The 18,904-nt window shown below is 61.6% G+C and carries 27 protein-coding genes; 19 read left to right on the top strand and 8 right to left on the bottom strand.

Features of this window, described 5'->3' with window-relative positions; all coding sequences use genetic code 11:
• The 5 genes from AC1REK_RS20740 to AC1REK_RS20720 all read left to right on the top strand — a co-directional run bounded on the left by AC1REK_RS20740 (nucleotide 1) and on the right by AC1REK_RS20720 (nucleotide 3,992).
• Entirely contained in the window at nucleotides 1-258 is a 258-nt protein-coding gene (locus AC1REK_RS20740; protein ID WP_327520941.1) for a hypothetical protein, read from the top strand.
• Nucleotides 259-295: 37 nt separating this feature from the next.
• Complete coding sequence (locus AC1REK_RS20735; RefSeq protein ID WP_327520940.1) at nucleotides 296-520, top strand: hypothetical protein; 225 nt, start codon at nucleotides 296-298, stop codon at nucleotides 518-520.
• A gap of 104 nt (nucleotides 521-624) precedes the next feature.
• Nucleotides 625-885, top strand: coding sequence for a hypothetical protein (locus AC1REK_RS20730; protein WP_492270568.1), 261 nt, complete (start codon nucleotides 625-627; stop codon nucleotides 883-885).
• A gap of 474 nt (nucleotides 886-1,359) precedes the next feature.
• Nucleotides 1,360-2,964, top strand: a complete 1,605-nt coding sequence (locus AC1REK_RS20725) for an alpha-amylase family glycosyl hydrolase (protein ID WP_327520938.1) — start codon at nucleotides 1,360-1,362, stop codon at nucleotides 2,962-2,964.
• Nucleotides 2,965-2,984: 20 nt separating this feature from the next.
• Nucleotides 2,985-3,992 (top strand): glycosyltransferase family 4 protein, encoded by a 1,008-nt coding sequence (locus AC1REK_RS20720; RefSeq protein ID WP_316019749.1) that lies wholly within the window; start codon nucleotides 2,985-2,987, stop codon nucleotides 3,990-3,992.
• A 699-nt stretch (nucleotides 3,993-4,691) separates the two neighbouring features.
• Here AC1REK_RS20720 and AC1REK_RS20715 read toward each other — a convergent pair.
• Both AC1REK_RS20715 and AC1REK_RS20710 read right to left on the bottom strand, forming a co-directional pair.
• Nucleotides 4,692-4,955: a DUF1488 family protein gene (locus AC1REK_RS20715; protein ID WP_327520937.1), complete on the bottom strand. Its 264-nt coding sequence runs from the start codon at nucleotides 4,953-4,955 to the stop codon at nucleotides 4,692-4,694.
• 132 nt (nucleotides 4,956-5,087) lie between these two features.
• Nucleotides 5,088-5,441 carry a hypothetical protein gene (locus tag AC1REK_RS20710; RefSeq protein WP_316019747.1) on the bottom strand — a complete coding sequence of 118 codons (354 nt, stop codon included), beginning with the start codon at nucleotides 5,439-5,441 and terminating at the stop codon, nucleotides 5,088-5,090.
• Between the two features lie 219 nt (nucleotides 5,442-5,660).
• Between AC1REK_RS20710 and AC1REK_RS20705 the strand changes: the two genes are divergently transcribed.
• Nucleotides 5,661-6,056: a LuxR C-terminal-related transcriptional regulator gene (locus AC1REK_RS20705; RefSeq protein WP_414644880.1), complete on the top strand. Its 396-nt coding sequence runs from the start codon at nucleotides 5,661-5,663 to the stop codon at nucleotides 6,054-6,056.
• Nucleotides 6,011-6,301: a hypothetical protein gene (locus tag AC1REK_RS20700; protein ID WP_327520936.1), complete on the top strand. Its 291-nt coding sequence runs from the start codon at nucleotides 6,011-6,013 to the stop codon at nucleotides 6,299-6,301. The genes AC1REK_RS20705 and AC1REK_RS20700 overlap by 46 nt, the downstream gene beginning before the upstream one ends.
• A gap of 171 nt (nucleotides 6,302-6,472) precedes the next feature.
• Here the strand turns inward: AC1REK_RS20700 and AC1REK_RS20695 are convergent, their stop codons facing one another.
• The 3 genes from AC1REK_RS20695 to groES form a co-directional block, all read right to left on the bottom strand.
• On the bottom strand, nucleotides 6,473-6,688 hold the full coding sequence (locus tag AC1REK_RS20695; RefSeq protein ID WP_327520935.1) for a hypothetical protein: 216 nt from the start codon (nucleotides 6,686-6,688) through the stop codon (nucleotides 6,473-6,475).
• Nucleotides 6,689-6,758: 70 nt separating this feature from the next.
• On the bottom strand, nucleotides 6,759-8,384 hold the full coding sequence (gene groL, locus AC1REK_RS20690; protein WP_327520934.1) for a chaperonin GroEL: 1,626 nt from the start codon (nucleotides 8,382-8,384) through the stop codon (nucleotides 6,759-6,761).
• 58 nt (nucleotides 8,385-8,442) lie between these two features.
• Nucleotides 8,443-8,757, bottom strand: coding sequence for a co-chaperone GroES (gene groES / locus AC1REK_RS20685; protein WP_327520933.1), 315 nt, complete (start codon nucleotides 8,755-8,757; stop codon nucleotides 8,443-8,445).
• A gap of 261 nt (nucleotides 8,758-9,018) precedes the next feature.
• On the opposite strand from groES, the gene AC1REK_RS20680 reads away from it, so the two are divergent.
• From AC1REK_RS20680 to AC1REK_RS20660, 5 genes are all read left to right on the top strand, one after another.
• Nucleotides 9,019-9,288: an usg protein gene (locus tag AC1REK_RS20680; RefSeq protein ID WP_327520932.1), complete on the top strand. Its 270-nt coding sequence runs from the start codon at nucleotides 9,019-9,021 to the stop codon at nucleotides 9,286-9,288.
• Between the two features lie 48 nt (nucleotides 9,289-9,336).
• Complete coding sequence (locus AC1REK_RS20675) at nucleotides 9,337-9,756, top strand: DUF982 domain-containing protein (protein WP_414644878.1); 420 nt, start codon at nucleotides 9,337-9,339, stop codon at nucleotides 9,754-9,756.
• 897 nt (nucleotides 9,757-10,653) lie between these two features.
• Nucleotides 10,654-10,863: a cold-shock protein gene (locus AC1REK_RS20670; RefSeq protein WP_291659556.1), complete on the top strand. Its 210-nt coding sequence runs from the start codon at nucleotides 10,654-10,656 to the stop codon at nucleotides 10,861-10,863.
• A 198-nt stretch (nucleotides 10,864-11,061) separates the two neighbouring features.
• Nucleotides 11,062-11,301 (top strand): hypothetical protein, encoded by a 240-nt coding sequence (locus AC1REK_RS20665; protein ID WP_492270567.1) that lies wholly within the window; start codon nucleotides 11,062-11,064, stop codon nucleotides 11,299-11,301.
• A gap of 64 nt (nucleotides 11,302-11,365) precedes the next feature.
• The gene (locus tag AC1REK_RS20660; protein WP_492270566.1) at nucleotides 11,366-12,199 is read left to right on the top strand and encodes a transglutaminase-like domain-containing protein; all 834 of its coding nucleotides are present in this window, start codon (nucleotides 11,366-11,368) and stop codon (nucleotides 12,197-12,199) included.
• Nucleotides 12,200-12,330: 131 nt separating this feature from the next.
• On the opposite strand, the gene AC1REK_RS20655 is transcribed toward AC1REK_RS20660, so the two are convergent.
• Together AC1REK_RS20655 and AC1REK_RS20650 are read right to left on the bottom strand one after the other, a co-directional pair.
• A complete protein-coding gene (locus AC1REK_RS20655) occupies nucleotides 12,331-12,549 on the bottom strand; it encodes a hypothetical protein (protein WP_327520928.1) in 219 nt (72 codons plus the stop codon).
• Between the two features lie 83 nt (nucleotides 12,550-12,632).
• Nucleotides 12,633-12,902 carry a hypothetical protein gene (locus AC1REK_RS20650; protein WP_327520927.1) on the bottom strand — a complete coding sequence of 90 codons (270 nt, stop codon included), beginning with the start codon at nucleotides 12,900-12,902 and terminating at the stop codon, nucleotides 12,633-12,635.
• A gap of 20 nt (nucleotides 12,903-12,922) precedes the next feature.
• On the opposite strand from AC1REK_RS20650, the gene AC1REK_RS20645 reads away from it, so the two are divergent.
• The 5 genes from AC1REK_RS20645 (at nucleotide 12,923) to AC1REK_RS20625 (ending at nucleotide 16,193) form a co-directional block, all read left to right on the top strand.
• Complete coding sequence (locus tag AC1REK_RS20645) at nucleotides 12,923-13,315, top strand: hypothetical protein (RefSeq protein WP_327520926.1); 393 nt, start codon at nucleotides 12,923-12,925, stop codon at nucleotides 13,313-13,315.
• A 508-nt stretch (nucleotides 13,316-13,823) separates the two neighbouring features.
• Nucleotides 13,824-13,949: a hypothetical protein gene (locus AC1REK_RS20640; RefSeq protein ID WP_316019738.1), complete on the top strand. Its 126-nt coding sequence runs from the start codon at nucleotides 13,824-13,826 to the stop codon at nucleotides 13,947-13,949.
• Nucleotides 13,950-14,241: 292 nt separating this feature from the next.
• Nucleotides 14,242-14,511, top strand: coding sequence for a DUF1488 family protein (locus AC1REK_RS20635; RefSeq protein ID WP_327520925.1), 270 nt, complete (start codon nucleotides 14,242-14,244; stop codon nucleotides 14,509-14,511).
• 636 nt (nucleotides 14,512-15,147) lie between these two features.
• On the top strand, nucleotides 15,148-15,408 hold the full coding sequence (locus AC1REK_RS20630; RefSeq protein WP_327520924.1) for a hypothetical protein: 261 nt from the start codon (nucleotides 15,148-15,150) through the stop codon (nucleotides 15,406-15,408).
• Nucleotides 15,409-15,833: 425 nt separating this feature from the next.
• Entirely contained in the window at nucleotides 15,834-16,193 is a 360-nt protein-coding gene (locus AC1REK_RS20625) for a response regulator (RefSeq protein ID WP_327520923.1), read from the top strand.
• Here AC1REK_RS20625 and AC1REK_RS20620 read toward each other — a convergent pair whose 3' ends face one another.
• The gene (locus tag AC1REK_RS20620; protein ID WP_316019734.1) at nucleotides 16,194-17,132 is read right to left on the bottom strand and encodes a sensor histidine kinase; all 939 of its coding nucleotides are present in this window, start codon (nucleotides 17,130-17,132) and stop codon (nucleotides 16,194-16,196) included.
• A gap of 211 nt (nucleotides 17,133-17,343) precedes the next feature.
• Between AC1REK_RS20620 and AC1REK_RS20615 the strand changes: the two genes are divergently transcribed.
• A complete protein-coding gene (locus AC1REK_RS20615; RefSeq protein WP_327520922.1) occupies nucleotides 17,344-17,736 on the top strand; it encodes a CopG family transcriptional regulator in 393 nt (130 codons plus the stop codon).
• 17 nt (nucleotides 17,737-17,753) lie between these two features.
• Nucleotides 17,754-18,857, top strand: coding sequence for an extracellular catalytic domain type 1 short-chain-length polyhydroxyalkanoate depolymerase (locus tag AC1REK_RS20610; RefSeq protein ID WP_327520921.1), 1,104 nt, complete (start codon nucleotides 17,754-17,756; stop codon nucleotides 18,855-18,857).
• Nucleotides 18,858-18,904: the final 47 nt, after the last annotated feature.

The following is an 18,904-nucleotide window of genomic DNA, read 5'->3' as shown; positions in this document are numbered from 1 at the left end:
ATGACCCAGCATGAATCAGTGACCCAACGCTCGATCGAGCCGGGGGACGTGGTCCGGCTCTTCTTCGGCTTCGCCGATCGATCCGGTGCCGGCGAGTATGAGGTTGTTCGGATCATGCCGACGCGCGCCAACGGCGAGCGCGAGTACCGCGTTCGCGGAGCCGACGGCCATGAACGGGCTATCGGGCATGATCAAATCGTTTCGGACAGCTTCGGGGCCGTGCTCAGCCCTGTCGGGCGACGAGCGCTACAGTATTGATTTCATTCCGCAAGCCGACACCCTCCGGAGAAGGCAGATGGTCAAAAACTCGAGATCCCGCGCGGCTGCAGAGGCCGCGTTCCTGAGGACACAAACCCAATCCTTGTCGCGCAATCGCGTAGTTTCTGAAACGGAGAGCATCAACGATGCGCGCGACGCCAACACAGCCCGCTTGAAAGCGCTGCGACTGCAGAAGGAAGCGGCCGAGCGTGCCGCTGCAGAATCAACGTCGCCTATGATCAAGCGCAATCGGATTGTTTGACTGGCGCTACGTCGATTTGGGAGCACGCGACCAAAAGACCATGGACTGGCTAAAGCCTGCACCTTGAGCCTGTGGGATCGCGGGCATCGACCGATGGAGTTCGCTTGGACATCGACGTCACACAAAATCCGAATGGAACGGACTGGTTGCTGACCGATCTGCTCGGTCGTGACATGGGCTATGTCGAGGACAGCGGGGCGGGCCAGTTTACGGTCCATCCGGCAGGCCACGCACTGAAAACAATGGAGAACATGCGGCGGGGCCCCTTCAACTCCCTCGATGAAGCGCTGGCCGAGATCGAACACTTTACGCGGGGGACCTGCCGGCGATTGTGTGCAGATGAAAGATCTGGTCGGAGTGACTGAGCAAGGCCAATCGGCCCGGCTTGGCCGCGGATCAAACCGACCTCGCGCCAGCCCCCCTTACGCGTCGCTTGAGCGGCGTGCCATCCGGAAGGTCGATCAACGTTGCTTTTCGCGAAGCCTTGACCTGATCGGAGATCGGAAGCCCCGAAAGCGCTTCATCAATATGGCGCCCTGCCACCGAACGCGCCTGCCGCTGTTGCCGCTTCCTGACGATGTTGCTCGGCGCGTCTACGGGGAGCGACAGCTCCATGTCATGGTCTACGTGCGAGCCGTCCGCGGCCTCGGACTGATTGGCAGGCAGTGTCGGTGGAATGGTCCGGGAACTGATCATGACGAGCCAACCATTGCCCGAGTCGTTTTGTTCCGACCTGCGGCAATAGGCCCAGAGTCGGGCTCGTTCCGGGATAAGGGACGGGCGTTTCAAGTTCCTACCGCCGGCTCTCCTGCATCGAGCCGGCATGGGGGGACGCAGCAATGACCGCACCCTGGTGGCAGAGCGGCGTGATCTACCAGATCTATCCGCGCTCGTTCCAGGACAGCAACGGCGATGGGATCGGCGACCTCCCGGGTATCACGCGGCGGCTGGGCTATCTCGCCGAGCTCGGCGTCGATGCGATCTGGGTTGCGCCGATCTATCCCTCGCCGATGGCCGATTTCGGCTACGATGTTTCCGACTATTGCGACGTCGATCTGCGCTTCGGCACCCGCACCGATTTCGAGGACTTGCTTGCGCAGGCCCATGCGCGTGGGCTCAAGGTCCTGCTCGATTTCGTGCCGAACCATACTTCCGACCAGCATCCCTGGTTTGTCGAAAGCCGCTCCTCGCGCCGCAATCCGAAACGGGACTGGTATCTCTGGCGCGATCCGGCCCCCGGAGGCGGACCGCCCAATAATTGGATCAGCGATTTCGGCGGATCGGCCTGGGAATGGGACGAGGCCAGCGGCCAGTACTACTACCATGCGTTCCTGAAGCAGCAGCCGGACCTGAACTGGCGCAACCCGGGCGTGCAGGCGGCAATGCACGGCATCATGCGCTTCTGGCTCGATCGCGGCGTCGATGGCTTCCGAATCGACGTGCTCTGGCACCTGATCAAGGCGGCCGATTTCCCGGACAATCCGCCGAACCCGGCCTACACATCGGCGCTCGGCGAGATGGATCGCCTGCTCCAGCTGCATTCGACCGACCAGCCCGAGGTCCATGACATCGCAGCCGGCCTGCGTGCCTGTGCGGATGAGTATCGGCGCGTGGGACAGGGCGAACGCCTGCTGATCGGGGAAATCTATCTGCCGGTCGAGCGGTTGATGCGCTATTACGGCGAGGGTCGGCCCGGTGTGCATCTGCCCGGTAATTTCCAGTTGATCGCGGCACCCAGGCAGGCACGGGCGCTGGCCGCGCTCATCGCCGCCTACGAGGCGGCTCTGCCGCCCGGCGCGTGGCCGAACTGGGTGCTCGGCAATCATGACCGCCCGCGCGTCGCGACCAGGCTTGGGGAAAACCAGGCGCGGGTGGCTGCGATGTTGCTACTGACCCTGCGCGGCACGCCTACCCTCTATTACGGCGACGAACTCGGCCTGAGCGATGTGCCGATCCCGGCCGATCGGGTCCAGGATCCGCGCGAGCTGCGCCAGTACGGCAAGGGCCTGGGGCGCGATCCGGTCCGCACGCCGATGCCTTGGGACGACAGCGCGCATGCCGGCTTCAGCACCGCGCCCCCCTGGCTGCCGCTCAACGCCGACTGGCCAGCCCGGAACGTGGAGCGCCAATCGGCCGAGCCTGGCTCGATGCTGGCGCTGCATCGCCGATTGCTCGCAGCTCGGCGCACCCACCCTGCACTGACCATCGGTGATTTCGCGCTGCTCGATGCCGAGGGCGACATACTCGCCTACGAGCGTCGGCATGGTGCAGAGCGGCTGATCGTGGCGCTCAATCTCGGGGCGCAGCCGCAGCGCCTGGAGTTGCCGGACTGGGCGCATGATTGCCGCTCCCTTCTGTCCACGCTTGCTGATCTGACGCCCGTGCGGGACGGCGCTTTGCTCCTGCGGCCGAACGAGGGCGTGATCCTGACGCTCGTCGACTGATCAGAGGTAGGAACGAACGGATGCGTATCGCTATGCTGGCGCCGATCTCCTGGCGCACGCCGCCGCGCCATTATGGCCCCTGGGAGCTGGTGACGAGCCTGCTGACCGAGGCGTTGGTGGCACGCGGCGTCGACGTCACCCTCTTCGCCACACAGGATAGCCGCACGGCCGGGACCTTGGCCGGCATCTGCCCGGCGCCATATTCCGAAGACCCGACGATCGACGCCAAGGTTTGGGAGCTGCTGCACGTTGCGCATGTTTTCGAGCGCGCCGGCGAGTTCGACCTGATCCACAACCAGGCCGATTTCGTGCCGCTCGCCTTCTCGCGCCTGGTCGAGACACCCCTGGTGACGACGATCCACGGCTTCTCCTCGGAGCGCATCCTGCCGACCTTCAAGGCCTATGAGGACCGGGTCCACTATGTCGCGATCAGCGCCGCCGACCGGCATCGAGATCTACGCTATGCTGCGACGATCCATCACGGCATCCAGATCGAGGAATTCCCGTTCGATCCGGTCGGGAGCGACGACCTGCTCTTCTTCGGCCGCATCCACCCCGACAAGGGCGCGGCCGAAGCGATCGCCGCCGCGCGCGCAGCCGGGCGGCGGCTGGTCATGGCCGGCATCGTCCAAGACCGCGGTTACCACGAAGCGCAGGTCGCCCCCGCGCTCGAAAGCGAGAGCGTGGTCTATCTCGGGCCAGTTGGCGGCGCCGCTCGCACGCATGCGCTCGGCTCGGCCAAGGCGCTGCTGCACCTGATCAACTTTGAGGAACCGTTCGGCTTGTCGGTCATCGAGGCGTTGGCCTGCGGCACGCCCGTCATCGCCTTCCGCCGCGGCTCGATGCCTGAACTGATCGAACACGGCGTGACCGGCTTCCTGGTCGATAGCATTGAGGAAGCAGTGGCTGCGATTGGCCGTCTCTCCGAGATCGAGCGCGCCGCCTGCCGGGCAGCTGTCGCAGCGCGCTTCACCGTAGACCACATGGCCGATCGCTATCTCGAACTGTATCGCGCCATCCTGGGATGAACCACATGCGCTCCCGGCTGACGGAAGCGCACGGGTCCTGAGGGATCGCCGCGAAGAAACAACGTGCGCTTTCCCCAGCCCTGGCCTAGGCTGCAACCCTGCTTCGACATGACTTGCCTGGATCCCTCCCCAGGTAGCCGCAGCAGCTAGCCGGCCGCGCTGCACCGAGCACTTGCTCGCTTCTCCTGAATGACATCCGCGCCTGCAATTTCGCATGCGTATTTCGATGGGCGACTGCCTGCGAGACGCCCAGCTCCGGCCGGTACGACCCGAGAGATCGCGACCCGCAATCTCCGAACGAGGACGAGAACGGCATGTCAAAAGGCGAACGACGTGGGAACCGCGAGGCCAAGAAGCCAAAGCAGGACAAGCCGAAGCTTGCAGCTCCCGCCCCCAATAGTCTTGCCGCTGCAGTCGTGAAGGCCGCAGTCTCGAAGAGGAATTAGCGCTCTGAGCTCTTGGGCGGCAGTCCCTTGGGACCGAGTTCATGCGAGCGTCAGCCAACCACAGGACAGTCATGATCCGTTTCAGGACGATCGAGCCGAAGCCGGCTGCAAACACCAATAAGCCGACAATCGCTCCGACAGCCGCACCTTCCCCATCCACGCCAGCTGTTGGTGCCGCAAAGGCCACGCCGCAGCGGCCAGAAGACCGCGAGAAGCCTGTCGGCCGGCCGCTAAGGGCGAATCCCGAGTCAGACTAGAAGTCGGAAGCCGTCAGGCGATGGCAGCTCTTGCGCTTGCGGGAATAGGCTGCCCCGGCGGCCTCCCGGATGGTAGCGAGATGCCCATCGTACGCCCGCAGCATCGACGCTTCGCCCGGGCCAGCCGAAGAGTCGATGCTGCGCAACGCTGCGAGCTCGACCTCGAATGCGATCTCCAGGGCAGAATCAGAGCCCCAGAAGCATATGCAGTCCCGCGTGGTGTCATATCGTCGGATTGGATTGGGGAATTGGAGGCTCATCGGATCATCCTCGAGGATTGGCCAGTTCAGGCGTATCGTGGGTCCGCTGGGGCAGTTGTCGCGCGACGCTGAAAAGGCGCGCCGCGCGGCAAGACGCAGGTTGGGGTGCCCGCAACGGGCGACCGAAAGATCTCAGCTTTTTGTAGTGCCGAGGGCTACCGCACAGGCCTTGGCCACATCAGAATCGGGCGAGGAGCTGCCGGGCATCGTCGCCCACCCTCCTTTTGCGATGAAATCACCCTGTTGCCAGGAGCTGATTTTCTTGAACTCGGCGAGCTGCTCGGTCGCATTGGCCTGCTGCTGGAACTTCGCCACGCAGATCGGCGAGAGAGCTGCCACAAGGGCCGTGCTCGAACGCGTCCTGGCCTCTCGCTCCGCCGTGCTCTGTGTCACCCAGCCGCCCCAGGTAAAACCGATGATCGCAAGGGCAATAGCGCCGCCGACGGCGCCCCAGGCGGCCGGCTTCAGTTCTGCTGCAATTTTCATGATGACGGGCTTTCCGAACCGGAAGAAAATCTTCCGTGAAATATCCTACCACGTTTTGGGTTCGGCTGATTAACTTTTAATATGAAATCTTTAATCCCCCGTTGACATCCGAATTAAGAACGAACGAGCCGTATTCGACTTTTTGCTTTGTCGCCAGATACTCCGGAAAACTCACTCGCGTTCCTAGGGCGTATCACCGCTCATCCTGATCTTGCTCGTGTGCGAAGATCGCGATGCGAGATCGATCAAGGCGGCATTCGCACGGGTATCGCAGGTTATCTGCTGAATGGCGCTTCGAGCGACCGTCTGCTGCAAGCGTTAGCGGCCGTTCGAGGCAGCGGGCTGTACTTGGATGGGGCCCTGGAAGCTTCACTGCCCCTCGGAACCTTATTGGATCGAAGCGGCGCTGGTGATGATCTAAGAGAACGCGAAATGCAGTTTCTCCAGCCCGTCGTCTCGTGCAATTCGAACAAAAGCATCGCGCGTCAGACCGGGCTGAGTGCCAGATCGGTTGAAACCTATCGCTTCCGCGCGTGCAGGAAACTGGCCTGTCTTCACGAGGAGACATCATGCATTATGGCTCCGATCGTGGATGGACTTTTTTTGAAGTCCTGATGCCCTTGGGGGCTAAATGCCGTCCTTTCCGACAGCTTATTCTATTGTGCGCCGGACCGCGCGACGACCTCGATGGCGAGATCTTCCGCACCTTTGTCGGGGTGAAGATTGCCGTCGAGCTGGCGGCGCCACTCAACACGCTGCGCCTGCACGGTTTGCTCGGATACAAGCGCTCCCGCGTCGGAAGTCTTCATCGCCGCCATCACCGGGGCGGCTGCGCAAGCCAGACCAGCCACACCGCCTGACGAGAAGTCCTACGGAACTTTCAGCCGGAACGTCCGTTATTTTGCGCTCTCGGCATTGGTGATGAGGCCTTGAAGCGGTCGGAAGGAGATTTCCTTAGATTCCTGTGGGCCATAGGTCATGTCGGCTGATGCAATTGAGAGAATGCAGGGGGCTTTACTGAGGTCTTCTGCTTATGCCTTCTCGCGAAAGCGATCGATCGAGCGCCGCGCGAGATCATCCTCGTCGAGAGCCAGAGGAACCAGAGAAGCCACGATATAGGCGAGGTCGTTCCGTTCCTGTTCGTCCGAGCCCGCCGCAAGCGACGGCCGGAGGTCCGCCCATGCCTTTTCAAGGGCAGCCTGCGCGCGAGCTAGATCGACGGGATCGGTCAGCGATGAAAAGGGCATGGCTATCCCTCGGCATGTCTGGAGATCGGCCTTGGGAGAGGGCGCCGCGAGGCCGCGGCGCCCTCCATGCTCAATAATCCATGCCGCCGGCCGGCATCACCGGAGCCGCTTCCTTCTTCGGCAGCTCGGCGATCATCGCCTCGGTGGTGATCAGCAGGCCCGCGACCGACGCCGCATCCTGGAGCGCCGTGCGCACGACCTTGGTCGGGTCGATGATGCCGGCCTTGACCAGATCGCCATATTCACCGGTCTGGGCATCGTAGCCCCAGGCATAATCGGAAGACTCCAGCAGCTTGCCGACCACGACCGCGCCGTCACCGCCGGCATTCTCGACGATCTGGCGCGCAGGCGCCGTGATTGCCTTGCGGACGATCTCGACGCCGGTCTTCTGGTCGTCATTGGCCGGCTTCAGGCCTTCCAGCGCCTTGACCGCTCGCAGAAGGGCGATTCCGCCGCCCGGCAGGATGCCTTCCTCCACTGCAGCGCGGGTGGCGTTCAGGGCGTCGTCGACGCGGTCCTTCTTCTCCTTGACCTCGACCTCGGTCGCGCCGCCGACGCGGATCACCGCGACGCCGCCGGCGAGCTTGGCCAGACGCTCCTGGAGCTTCTCACGGTCGTAGTCCGAGGTGGTCTCCTCGATCTGCGCCTTGATCTGCGCGGCACGGCCCTCGATCTCGATCTTGGAGCCGGCGCCGTCCACAATCGTGGTAGCCTCTTTCTCGATCCGGACCTTCTTGGCGCGGCCGAGCAGGTCGAGCGTGACGTTCTCCAGCTTGATGCCGAGATCCTCGCTCACGGCGGTGCCGCCGGTCAGGATGGCGATGTCCTCGAGCATGGCCTTGCGGCGATCGCCGAAGCCCGGCGCCCTGACGGCGGCGATCTTCAGGCCGCCGCGGAGCTTGTTGACGACGAGGGTGGCGAGAGCCTCGCCCTCGACATCCTCCGCCACGATCAGCAGCGGCTTGCCGGTCTGCACGACGGCTTCCAGCAGCGGAAGCATCGTCTGGAGACCAGAGAGCTTCTTCTCGTGGATCAGGATGTACGGGTCCTCGAGCTCCGCGACCATCTTCTCGGTGTTGGTGACGAAATAGGGCGAGAGATAGCCGCGGTCGAACTGCATGCCCTCGACGACGTCGAGCTCGGTCTCGGCGGTCTTAGCCTCCTCGACCGTGATGACCCCCTCGTTACCGACCTTCTTCATCGCCTCGGCTATCATCGCGCCAATCGTGCGGTCGCCATTGGCGGAGATGGTGCCGACCTGCGCGACCTCCTCCGAGCCGGTGATCGCCTTGGAATGCTCGCCGAGCGACTTCGTCACCGCCTCGACGGCGAGATCGATGCCGCGCTTCAGGTCCATCGGATTGATGCCGGCAGCTACCGCCTTGGCGCCTTCGCGGACGATCGCCTGGGCGAGCACGGTCGCGGTCGTCGTGCCGTCACCGGCCGCGTCGTTCTGCTTCGACGCCACCTCGCGGACCATCTGGGCGCCCATGTTCTCGAACTTGTCGGAAAGCTCGATCTCCTTGGCGACGGTGACGCCGTCCTTGGTGATGCGCGGAGCGCCGAACGACTTCTCGATCACGACATTGCGGCCTTTCGGGCCCAGCGTGACCTTCACCGCATTGGCAAGCGTGTCGACGCCGCGCAGCATCCGCTCGCGCGCGTCCTGCGAAAACTTCACGTCCTTCGCAGCCATGATTCCTCACTCCTTCAGACTTGAGGTTTCAGGTTGATGAGATGGGATGAAGGCCCCGTCAGGCCGCCTTCTTCAGAGTTACCGTCGCCTCGACGACGCCCATGATGTCGGACTCCTTCATGATCAGGAGATCCTCGCCATCGATCTTGACCTCGGTGCCGCTCCATTTGCCGAAGAGCACGCGGTCGCCGACCTTCACGTCGGGCGGCACGAGCTTGCCGATCTCGTCGCGGGCGCCGGGCCCGATGGCGACAACCTCGCCCTCCTGCGGCTTTTCCTTGGCGGTGTCGGGGATGAGGATCCCGCCCTTGGTCTTCTCCTCGGCGTCGATGCGCTTCACGACGACCCGGTCATGCAGTGGCCGAAACTTCATGAGTTCCTCCAATTTTCATGTCGGTCACGTGTCAAAGCGGGCCGGCCCTATGCGGGTCTCGCGGCGAGGTTCCGCGCGCCCCGAGGCGCCGTGCCCGCGCGATGATCTAGGTTGCCCCATTTTTGCCTTCAAGAGGCTGGCAGCACTTTTTTCGGACGAGTGCTAACAGCCTGAAAAGGCAGCGCAAACGCAACCTTCGGGCTTGCCAGGGCGTTGGAAATCCGCTGCCATCGGCGCAGTGAAACAAGGGAGCTGAAAGGAATGGCTTCGACGGACTTCGCCCGCCAGATCGCCGGCTACGGATTGACCACCGCCGGGATCCTCTACCGCTTGCCCGACCACCCTTCGATCCTGCAGGAATATATCTGGCAGGACTACGATCTCGCCCCGCGCTTTCCCGAGCTCAACAAGTTCCTCGCCTTCTGGCGGGCCAAGCTTGATGGCAAGCTGTTCCGCATTACCGTCGCTCACAAGGACCTCATCGGCCCGGCCGATCTCAGCGCGGTGAGCGGCGAATTCCACCTGCAATAACATCGATGCGTCGACGGGCTTGATCCGAAGAGAATACATCCCAAAATCATGGCAGCCGCCGAAAGCCACGGTGCGCTCGACGCGGCGATCAACCAAACCGGATCCATGTTGCTTCGAGGAGAATATGGCTATGGCAACGTTGGCAATCGCTCCCAGCCGAGGGAGGACTGCATGATGACATCAGACGACTTCGAAAGGCCGGTCGTGATCCTGACCGGGCTCGGGCACCCGGCGGCGATCGGGACTGCCATGGAGGCCTACATGTTCCTGGCCGATTGGCCGGTGAACAAACGCGATGCGGTCCACGGCTTCGCGCTGAAGGCTTGCCTGGCGGCGATGCGCGGAGAGATCGAAGCGGATACGGCGCGCGGCTTGTTCGCGTCATGGGCGGAAAAGCATGATCTTCTCGCGCCCGACGTCGCTGCATTCGCTGGAGGTCGCAGGGAAGGCTCGCGCGGCCACGCCTGACAAACGAACCCGGCGTCGGAAAGCGGCGCCGGGCGACATCTGAGGCGAAGGCGCAGTTTAACGCTGAATGTTCCGTAGCGCGAGATTATCGTGGTTTCGAATTCCGCGTATCCGCTTGAATGTCAGCGCATGCGACGAAAGAACCATGCGGGCGCTCGCGCAGAATACTCCTGACGGGACAGTCCGAGTAGCCAAGACCCTGGGATGGGCTTGCGATGCCCGAGCGCTATTGGCTGGGGGCGCAATCTTCTAGCTCGCCTCGCCACCCGGGAAACGCCGAACCGCTCTCCGGTATCTCGCCGTTTTCACAAACGACCACGGCTCTCCGTCACGCGATCAAACGATTTATCGATCAGCAACGACCAGATCGCCTCATCCAAACCAGAAAAAACATGCTCTGGTTGATCGGGCGAGCGATGCCTTTCCATACGGGCACGCGATGCATGCCGGCGCCTTGGCGTCGTTTCTAACCGGTTCTGAGACCGGTTCGCTGCCATGGCTGTGGAGCGCTTTGGAGCTTTGGCAATGACGCGTGTCGCTGCCCTGGCTCATTGGCCTTCAGGAGTCACGGCGGGATTTGCGGCCGGGGTCGGGGTCGAAAGATTGTGGCGTCGCATTCGCCCTCTGCGATGAGCGTCCGCCCCGAGCCCATCCTTGTAATGAGCGGCCGATGAAAAATAAAAATGGCAGTGATTTTCTCATTCGAGGTTGCCACAAAAGAATTTTCTTGCATTTTTGAAAGTCATAATTTAAGTATAAGTGCATCGAGATTGCTTGGTTGGTTTTTGTTTTACCGCGCTCTTGGCGTGGCATCGATGACCCCCCCTTTCAAAATCGTTCTGAACTCGCCTGACATGCTGTCGGGGAGCGACAGAGTTTGCCAGAAGGAGGGTTTTCATGACCACCGGCACTGTGAAATGGTTCAACTCCACCAAGGGCTTCGGCTTCATCCAGCCCGACGATGGCGGTCAGGATGTGTTCGTCCACGTCTCCGCCGTCGAGCGGGCCGGTATGCGGGAGCTCCGCGAGGGCCAGAAGATCGGGTTTGAGGTCGCTCGCGACAACAAGTCCGGCAAGATGGCCGCGGAGCAGCTCCAGGCTGCGTAATCAGGCCATGTGTCATCGGCGACCACGGATGTACTGGCGCCTTGACCATAGCCATAGGAAAGGCCGGGCTCATGCTCGGCCTTTTTTGCTTTTGAGGTCGCCCGCGATCAGCGACCCGGACCGGGCTGACACGATGGGGCCGGCCGATGCGCATAGTATCCGCTCACGCCAGCTCTTGAATAAATCAAGGAGAAATACATGCTTCAACAATCCAAGCAGCGGCTGACTGCCGACAATCAATTTCTCAAGCTCCAGACCAAATCGCTGGCGAGAGGGCGAGCGAACTCGGAGATGGATAGCATTATCCAGCAGCGTGCCGATAACACCGCCCGCCTGCGGGGGCTTCGGCTTGCCAAAGAGGCGCAAGATCAGGCCCTGGCTCTCGCATCGCCGCCACTCAAGACGAAGCGCCATAAGGTGTCTAAAATCTCGGCATAGCCTCCCGGAACCGGGCTTGGCGGTCGCGTGTTGCGGTCTCACCCGTTCAGGTGAGAAGGCATCCATGGACATTCGCGTCGGCTATCGGATCGAGATCGGCACAATCCAGGCAGTTCCGGTCATCCTGCTCCTCGATCCGCATCGGAGCCGACAGGCGGACTTCGTGAGTGAGCCAAATCCGCGAGCCGTGTCGATCGCTGACGGTAGCGAGGTGCCCGTCGAAGAGTATACGGACGGCTTCGGCAATCTCTGCCGCAGGCTCGTCATTCCCGCGGGCGGCGCGATCTTCACCAACGACATGGTGGTGCGGGATTCCGGCCTGCCCGATCAGTTCGACCAGACTGCAGCGGAGATATCGCCTCCCGATCTGCCGCCCGATGTGATCGAATACATGCTGCCGAGCCGATATTGCGAGGTCGACGAGCTGTCGGCCACGGCCTGGGGTCTGTTCGGGAGTTTCGCACCGGGCTGGAACAGGGTTCAGCAGATCTGCAATTACGTGAACGCACAGATCCGCTTCGACTATCAGTGCGCGCGCAGCACGCGGACAGCTGCCCAGGCCATGAACGAGGGGGTCGGCGTCTGCCGAGACTTCACGCATCTAGCCATCGCATTGTGCCGGGCGATGAACATTCCGGCGCGCTACTGCAACGGGTTTCTCGGCGACATCGGCGTTCCTCCCGATCCGGCACCCATGGATTACAACGCCTGGTTCGAGGCTTATCTCGGCGGGACGTGGTGGACCTTCGACGCGCGACATAACGTGCCGCGCATCGGTCGCATTCTCGTGGCCCGCGGGCGCGACGCAGCCGACATCCCGATGGTCCACACCTTCGGCCCGCACATGCTGAACCGTTTCGAGGTGATAACCGAAGAGGTCGCCCCAAAGGTCGCCTAGGGCTACGGATCGTCGTTTCGAGGGCACATTGCCATGTCACCACTCATATATCGTGGCTGACCAACTAGAGGCGACTGTAAACCGCCGCGCATCCGTTTGCGTTATCTCTCACGTCTTGCTGTGTATGCGGTTCAAGGCATCGGTAATCGGATTATGGTCGCTTTTTCGGCGCCCGAACGAACTGGTCTTCCCACGCGTTCGCGGTCATCGCTTCCCTTCACGCGATACTGGGGTTCGCCGTTCATGCGCGTGGGCAGAAGCCGGGTTATGGCATAGGTGCCGTTGGCGCCCTGGTCGTGAAAGCCGAATGCGAGGCTGACTCGGTCCCCGGCCTTGAAATGATGCGACATATCTCGCTCCTTGGTTTGATGCCCTCTGGAGCCGAGAGCGAGCTGAATATCCTTCCGACGCGCCGATGCGGGACCTCAGCCCATCAATGGATGGTCGGAAAGTAGAGAAGTGTGCCCGCAATCAAGTTGCGTAAGCCAGGCCTGGCAATCTGAGCGGTGAACTCGGCCAAGGCGGCTTCATCGGTCGCAAATTCAGTGAGCCATATGGTCCAGCCGCCATCGGCATGGACAAGCTCAAGGGTCCATCCGTCAGACCAAGCCAGCTGATAGATCTCGACCTGGACCGTGACGCCATCTCGATGGAAACTTTGGCTAAGCGAAGATCGCCTCGTTTCCTTCTCGTCGAGCTGCATCACAGGTTCGGTACCCTTCGATGCTGATGCTGCAAACGCTCATTGGGGCTAATGTCGATCAAGCCGCCGTGTCGAGCACGGGCAACGGCCGTCCGACGACGGCCATATCGGTTAGTCCAGTTGGTTACAGCGCGTTCGATCGTTGCACCCTGGCCGCACTGGAAAAGGACCTCGCAGTAAACTTCGCCGGGGTCGGTATGCGCTGTTTCGATCATCAGCTGGCCCATGGGAGGGGCCGTGCCGTCGCGCGGGATAAACCTGCCGTGGCCGGGTTGCATGATGGTCTCGATTATGACTGCCGGCCGAAATGCTCGGGCGGGAGGAAAGCGCGCAATGGCAGCATTGCTTACAGGAAGCGTCTTATTCGGGCGGATAGCAAGAAATACCTGATTGATCGCGCTCTGCGCGCATAGCGGTGTGTTCGTCGTCAAGCCGTACGGAGCGCGAATGCCGTATTCCTGTCGTGCCGATGTGAACTCACCGGGGAGATCACAACAGGGCAGCGCTATTCCGAGAGCGGCTGGGCGCCTTTACTCCAATCTCAGATCTGTTCGGGAGCCGCCGCTCCATGCGTTGACGCGACGTTGCGCCAGAAGCCGAGTTCAGCGCCCTCCTGTGAACGGGCATACGCATTCCGGGATGGGCGTCTTCAGTCCCATTCCGCTCGCGTCGGCGGTGCTCGACCACCATCATCGAGATAATTTGAAGCATCAAGTGAGAGAGATTCGATCATTCAATCGATCGTTTGTTCTTGAAACTCAGTGATAGTCGTCAGGATTGGAAAAATATCAAAATAAGATCCTCCTTGCCTTGCGGTATCAAATCGACCATCTTACATAAGAAAAATCTCGAAACGCATCGGGATTTTACTTCACGACATTTGCGCGAAGCGCCCCGATCTGGGCCAAACGGAGCCCGGCCATGTCAAATATTTCCAGCATCTGGTTCATTTATCGCGCTTGGGCCGCAGATCGCCATCTGGTTTGGTTCGCGCATGGCGGCCTCATCGCCGCATTTGCGCTGGCCTTCACGCTCGTCCTGAAATGATGTCTCCCATTAATCCGTATCTGGAAAAGGCTCGGCTTGCAGCAGCCGGCTACGCTCCGGCACCGGAGGCGTCTGCGCTGGTCTATAGATTGATCGGCATGGCGCTCTGCAGCGGCGGCATGTGGGGAGCAGGTCTGTTTTATGATTTGCCTTTGATGCCCCACTTGTCGTTGGTGGCTGCGGGTTCGCTGATCGCGTTTCCGATCGGGATTTTGCTGAGAAATACGCGGAAGAGACGCCATGTCGATGCCTATCAGGTCCAGCTGGCGCGTCTCGGCGGAGGGTGCAGATCATGAGCCTCGACTTTCCCAACGCGATCCGGCGTTACGAACCTGTTCGCGGTTGCGTGAGCTTCTGGGGTTCCGAGGCATCACTGGAAGTCATGTTCCAGATTGAGCTTGATGTTCTGCAGAGTTTGAGCCCCGCTATTATCGACGGAAGCGAGAGTTCGTTCCTCGTCGCATTCGACCTCAATAGATCAGCGATATTGGGGGCCGCTCGCGCCGCCTATTCAAAAAAGCGCGGGAGCTATCATCGGCTGTCGGCCGGCAACTTCAGCTAGCAATGGTCGGAGGTTACCGGCTGCACATAAAGGAGCACCCGCGGCGACAGGTGGCGCTTCGACCTGCTCACATGGCGACTTTGGGTTTGACCGGCCGTCGTCTATCGCAGGAGGACGCAACATCATGAGTGAACGGCGTGAACTATATAGCAGTCCCTCGGGCGACTGCTGGTTTCTGGGGCGGGAGCCGACGAGCGGTGCAGCCTTCGTGATCCATCAACCGAACGGCCCAGGAGGCGGCCAGCTGTCACATATGGAGTTGGGAGCCTTCCTCGTCTCCGGAAAGTCGGACCGTCCCGAGCAAAGGGCCTTGCTCCGTCTCATCGGCACGCTCGTGGACGTTCCTCCTTACGCGGATCGGGCGTGACGTCGTGATCCCGGCCGCCGACCAAGCTCTAGTGCCCGCTCATTGAAGCGTGGGCGATATGTCGGTTTGCCGTGGCAGATTCATTCTGCAAATTGGAGGGTTGCGCTGCCGCCTTCATCGAGGACAGCGTCCGCAGCTTTTCCTTCATACCTGAAACGTGACTTGCAATATGGGTCGCAAGAGCGCTCGGTTAAGCTGCAGTTGTCTCCATCCGCTTCTGGAAATGACCGTCGCGGCGCATTTCACGCCGCCAAACGGAGACACAAGCCATGCTCAATGGAACCGGCTCGGTTGCTTTGCGCAGTGGTCGAAGGCTGCCCGCCAAATATCAGTTCGGCACGCATCAGGAGCATCATTGGGTCGGATATCTGATCTGCGATACGGAATCTGTCGATCCGAGCGAGTTTTCGTACAAAATTCTCCTTCAATATGAAGGAGGCATAGCTGTTGAACTCGCCGTCACCAACTGGACGGCCCGTTATATGGCCGTCGTGGGGTGCCCGTTGCCTGAGTTCAATCAGGTCGCTTGAAAGTAACCCGCTGATCGAACGCTTTCGAACTGCTTCTGGATTGGTCGAAGCGCACTCCAGCTATCGAGGCATGGTTAGGATTGTGACGCTGTCGCGCAACGAGCGGAAGCGACTTCACGGTAGATTCCTCGGCGGAAATGTAGCGCCGCTTGCGCGCTCATCAGCCTTCCTGCGTAGCCGCTGTTCCGTCAGCCGGGCCGTCTTCGCGTCGCGTCCTGTGAGACTCTCGGTATCAGCTGAACATATCGTGCAGGACATTGAAGGCGGATGAAGCCGAGATTTGCTGAAAAGCACGGTGCTCGGCCTGCCGCGGGGGTAGATTCTCAAACGTAACCAAATACTAAGAACAAACTGCGAAATTCTTTACAATCCGACGCAACAAGAGCTGACGTCGGCAGTTGGCTCAGAGTCACTGTCGAAAGCGTATGATGTCGAAGCTGGTCGTCCTGATCGTCGAAGACGAGCCTCTGCTCCGGATGGACGCTGCGGACTTCATCGAGGATGCCGGCTTCGAGGTCGTTGAGGCGACCCATGCCGACGAAGCGATCGACATCCTCAAAGCCCGCGACGACATCGCGATCGTGTTCACCGACATCGAAATGCCTGGCTCGATGGACGGCATGAAGCTGGCGCACGCTGTGCGATCGGGCTGGCCGCCCATCCTCCTCGTTGTAGCGAGTGGGCGCGTCATGCCTCGCGAAGGCGACCTGCCGGAGAATGTTCGTTATCTCAGGAAGCCTTATCGGCCAGCCGAAGTCATTGCAGCCTTCCGGCCGACGATCTGATCAGTCGGCAATGAGTGCATCGATGGGGCCGCGAAGCGAAAAGACCACCCCTGCAGGCTGGTAGTCCACGGCGGTTGCCCCGCTGAAATATCCCGCCAGCGCCCGCTCGATCATGCGCGATCCGAAGCCGCGACGCGTTGGCGGCACGACCAGCGGGCCGCCGCTCTCGCGCCACTCGAATGCGAACTGACCGTCTTCAACCGACCAGGTTATGTCGATCCGACCGCTATCCTGGCTGAGAGCGCCGTATTTTGCGGCATTGGTCGCTAGCTCATGCAACGCAAGCGCCATTGCCAGGGCAGTCTTCGACGAGAGCTCGACCGCCGGACCATTGATCCGGAAACGCGACAGGTCGCTTTGCCCCTTCAATGACTCCTGGACGAGGTAAGCTAGGTTTGCCCTGGCCCAGACTGTCTGGGTCAGGATGTCCTGCGCCGAGGCCATCGTACTCAACCTGGCAGTGAAGGCTTCCTTGATCGCGTCGATCTCGGGGCCGCCACGGACCGTCTGATTGGCGATCGCCTGAATCATGGCGACGGTGTTCTTCATCCGATGCTTGAGTTCAAGCGCGAGCAGACGCTGGCGCTGTTCGGCCTCCTTGATCGCCGTGATGTCTCGCGACACGGACAGGATCGCCTCGGGCTTGCCGTCCGGGCCCAGGATCGGGCCGACTTGGACGTCCCAGAACCGTGGATTGCCGGCGGCCGTATCGGCCGCGCCCTGGAAGCGGTAGCTGCGGCCGGCACGCGCTTCCTCGATCGCGAACCTGGCTTCGGCGTTGCCCTGGTCAGCCCAGAAATCCGGCCAGGGACAGCCCTTGATGGCGTTGAAGTCGCTGACTTCCATGATGCGCTGGCCGCCTTCGCTCATGAAGGAGAGCTTGCCGTCGAGGTCGATGACCTTGATGCAATCGTCCGACGCCGCCAGCAGGCTGCGCATGAAGCGGGAATCGCGAAGTTCCGGCGTGGGCAAAATGTCCCCGATTTCGTTCCCGTCCAGGGAATGTTCCTGGTTATGTCATGTGCTGCCACACGGCCAGACGCCTGTCTCTGTCTTTTGATGCCCAGCCCGGTCAGGCGCCGCGAGCAGCCCTTGATATCCCTGCTGGAACATCCATATACCATCCATATGGATGGTATATGGATCTGCCATGAAAACGCCTGACAGCGAGAAGCTGACGCTCAACCTCGGCTTCGTGGATCTCGGCCGCATCGACCTGCTGGTTCGCGACGGCTTCTATTCCAACCGCTCGGACTTCATCCGCACCGCGATCCGCAGCCAGCTTGCGACCCATTCGGATGTCGCCGCGAAGGCGACGACGCGCCTGGCGCTTGAACTGGGATTGCGGACCTTCACGCGGCGGGATCTCGAAGCCGTGGTTGCAGCCGGAGAGCAGCTCGATATCCGGGTCCTCGGCCTGGCTGTGATCGATGGCGACGTCTCGCCGGAACTGGCGCGTCAGGCCATTGCCTCCCTCACCATCCTCGGGGCGCTGCACGTGTCGCCCGAGATCAAGGCCGCCCTGGCCGATCGATTAACGTGACCCAAAGGACCTTCGCCATGAATCCGCGTTTTCACGCCGCCATCGGCGAAGCCACAAACCGCCTGCGAACATCCGACGTGACGGGCGCAACGGCTGCGATACAGCGCGCTCTCGCCGGACGCGGGTCGATGCCCTCAGCTGCCTCGGATGGCGGCACACGAAGCGGTGACAATCCCGAAGCACCGCCGGCACGCGGTCTCCGGGCGATCCTGCAAAAGCTTCGGCAGGAGCAGGCGAGCTTCGTCCACGCGCCGAGCCATGGCGACACCGTCACGGACGATGCGCGGGACGGTGAAAAAGTCCGGGCACACAGGTTCCAATCGGCCGCAGGCTCCGTGGCCTACAAGCTCTACGTGCCGTCCGATCATGCCAGCCGTGAGCTCGCGCTGGTGATGATGCTCCATGGCTGCACACAAAACCCGAATGATTTTGCGCGCGGCACCCGGATGAACGCATTGGCCGACGAGTTCGGGCTGATCGTCGCTTATCCTTCGCAGCCGAAATCGGCTAACGCGCAGGGTTGCTGGAACTGGTTCGACCCTCGCCATCAGCAGCGTGGCGCAGGTGAACCGGCCGTTCTGGCCGGGCTCGCCCAGGAACTGGCTTCGGAATTCAAGATCGATCGCAAGCGGGTCTTCGTCGCCGGCCTGTCGGCGGGCGGAGCGATGGCCGATGTCCTCGCCTCGACCCATCCCGACGTCTTTTCCGCAGCCGGCATTCATTCCGGCCTGCCTCACGGCGCAGCTCGGGACGTCATGTCCGCATTTGCTGCGATGAAGGGAAATGCGAAAGTGACGGCACAAGGCCGTTCGCCCATCAGGAAGATCATTTTCCACGGAACTGCCGATGCCACGGTTCACCCATCGAACGGCAGGGCCGTTTTCGATCTCGCGGGATCCGCGCAAGGGAAACCAGCAGAGTTTCAGACCGATGCGGTGATCAACGGCAAACGCGTGACCCGGTCGCTGATCGGGTATGGCGATGCTCCTGCACGCGTCGAGCACTGGTTGATCCACGGCGGCGGTCATGCTTGGTCAGGAGGTGACCGCGGCGGAAGCTATACGGATGAGACGGGGCCCGATGCCTCGCGTGAGATGGTCCGCTTTTTCCTCGAGACCTGAGGAGGTCTTGCGAACGCGGAGTTGGTTTCGTCGAGGCGATCAGGAAA

Source organism: Allobosea sp. GW823-FHT02B03, assembly GCF_058797755.1.
This window is presented reverse-complemented; position numbering and strand designations above follow the sequence as displayed.

What these genes read in the sequence shown, in the direction of transcription:
- AC1REK_RS20625 (WP_327520923.1), top strand. Translation starts at nt 15,834, where the DNA reads ATGATGTCGAAGCTGGTCGTCCTGATCGTCGAAGACGAGCCTCTGCTC.
- AC1REK_RS20700 (WP_327520936.1), top strand. Translation starts at nt 6,011, where the DNA reads ATGCATTATGGCTCCGATCGTGGATGGACTTTTTTTGAAGTCCTGATG.
- AC1REK_RS20630 (WP_327520924.1), top strand. Translation starts at nt 15,148, where the DNA reads ATGCTCAATGGAACCGGCTCGGTTGCTTTGCGCAGTGGTCGAAGGCTG.
- AC1REK_RS20680 (WP_327520932.1), top strand. Translation starts at nt 9,019, where the DNA reads ATGGCTTCGACGGACTTCGCCCGCCAGATCGCCGGCTACGGATTGACC.
- AC1REK_RS20725 (WP_327520938.1), top strand. Translation starts at nt 1,360, where the DNA reads ATGACCGCACCCTGGTGGCAGAGCGGCGTGATCTACCAGATCTATCCG.
- AC1REK_RS20665 (WP_492270567.1), top strand. Translation starts at nt 11,062, where the DNA reads ATGCTTCAACAATCCAAGCAGCGGCTGACTGCCGACAATCAATTTCTC.
- AC1REK_RS20735 (WP_327520940.1), top strand. Translation starts at nt 296, where the DNA reads ATGGTCAAAAACTCGAGATCCCGCGCGGCTGCAGAGGCCGCGTTCCTG.
- AC1REK_RS20740 (WP_327520941.1), top strand. Translation starts at nt 1, where the DNA reads ATGACCCAGCATGAATCAGTGACCCAACGCTCGATCGAGCCGGGGGAC.
- AC1REK_RS20660 (WP_492270566.1), top strand. Translation starts at nt 11,366, where the DNA reads ATGGACATTCGCGTCGGCTATCGGATCGAGATCGGCACAATCCAGGCA.
- AC1REK_RS20615 (WP_327520922.1), top strand. Translation starts at nt 17,344, where the DNA reads ATGAAAACGCCTGACAGCGAGAAGCTGACGCTCAACCTCGGCTTCGTG.
- AC1REK_RS20710 (WP_316019747.1), bottom strand. Translation starts at nt 5,441, where the DNA reads ATGAAAATTGCAGCAGAACTGAAGCCGGCCGCCTGGGGCGCCGTCGGC.
- AC1REK_RS20620 (WP_316019734.1), bottom strand. Translation starts at nt 17,132, where the DNA reads ATGCGCAGCCTGCTGGCGGCGTCGGACGATTGCATCAAGGTCATCGAC.
- AC1REK_RS20715 (WP_327520937.1), bottom strand. Translation starts at nt 4,955, where the DNA reads ATGAGCCTCCAATTCCCCAATCCAATCCGACGATATGACACCACGCGG.
- AC1REK_RS20720 (WP_316019749.1), top strand. Translation starts at nt 2,985, where the DNA reads ATGCGTATCGCTATGCTGGCGCCGATCTCCTGGCGCACGCCGCCGCGC.
- AC1REK_RS20610 (WP_327520921.1), top strand. Translation starts at nt 17,754, where the DNA reads ATGAATCCGCGTTTTCACGCCGCCATCGGCGAAGCCACAAACCGCCTG.
- groL (WP_327520934.1), bottom strand. Translation starts at nt 8,384, where the DNA reads ATGGCTGCGAAGGACGTGAAGTTTTCGCAGGACGCGCGCGAGCGGATG.
- AC1REK_RS20635 (WP_327520925.1), top strand. Translation starts at nt 14,242, where the DNA reads ATGAGCCTCGACTTTCCCAACGCGATCCGGCGTTACGAACCTGTTCGC.
- AC1REK_RS20645 (WP_327520926.1), top strand. Translation starts at nt 12,923, where the DNA reads ATGCTGATGCTGCAAACGCTCATTGGGGCTAATGTCGATCAAGCCGCC.
- AC1REK_RS20655 (WP_327520928.1), bottom strand. Translation starts at nt 12,549, where the DNA reads ATGTCGCATCATTTCAAGGCCGGGGACCGAGTCAGCCTCGCATTCGGC.
- AC1REK_RS20695 (WP_327520935.1), bottom strand. Translation starts at nt 6,688, where the DNA reads ATGCCCTTTTCATCGCTGACCGATCCCGTCGATCTAGCTCGCGCGCAG.
- AC1REK_RS20675 (WP_414644878.1), top strand. Translation starts at nt 9,337, where the DNA reads ATGGCAGCCGCCGAAAGCCACGGTGCGCTCGACGCGGCGATCAACCAA.
- AC1REK_RS20650 (WP_327520927.1), bottom strand. Translation starts at nt 12,902, where the DNA reads ATGCAGCTCGACGAGAAGGAAACGAGGCGATCTTCGCTTAGCCAAAGT.
- groES (WP_327520933.1), bottom strand. Translation starts at nt 8,757, where the DNA reads ATGAAGTTTCGGCCACTGCATGACCGGGTCGTCGTGAAGCGCATCGAC.
- AC1REK_RS20640 (WP_316019738.1), top strand. Translation starts at nt 13,824, where the DNA reads ATGTCAAATATTTCCAGCATCTGGTTCATTTATCGCGCTTGGGCCGCA.
- AC1REK_RS20670 (WP_291659556.1), top strand. Translation starts at nt 10,654, where the DNA reads ATGACCACCGGCACTGTGAAATGGTTCAACTCCACCAAGGGCTTCGGC.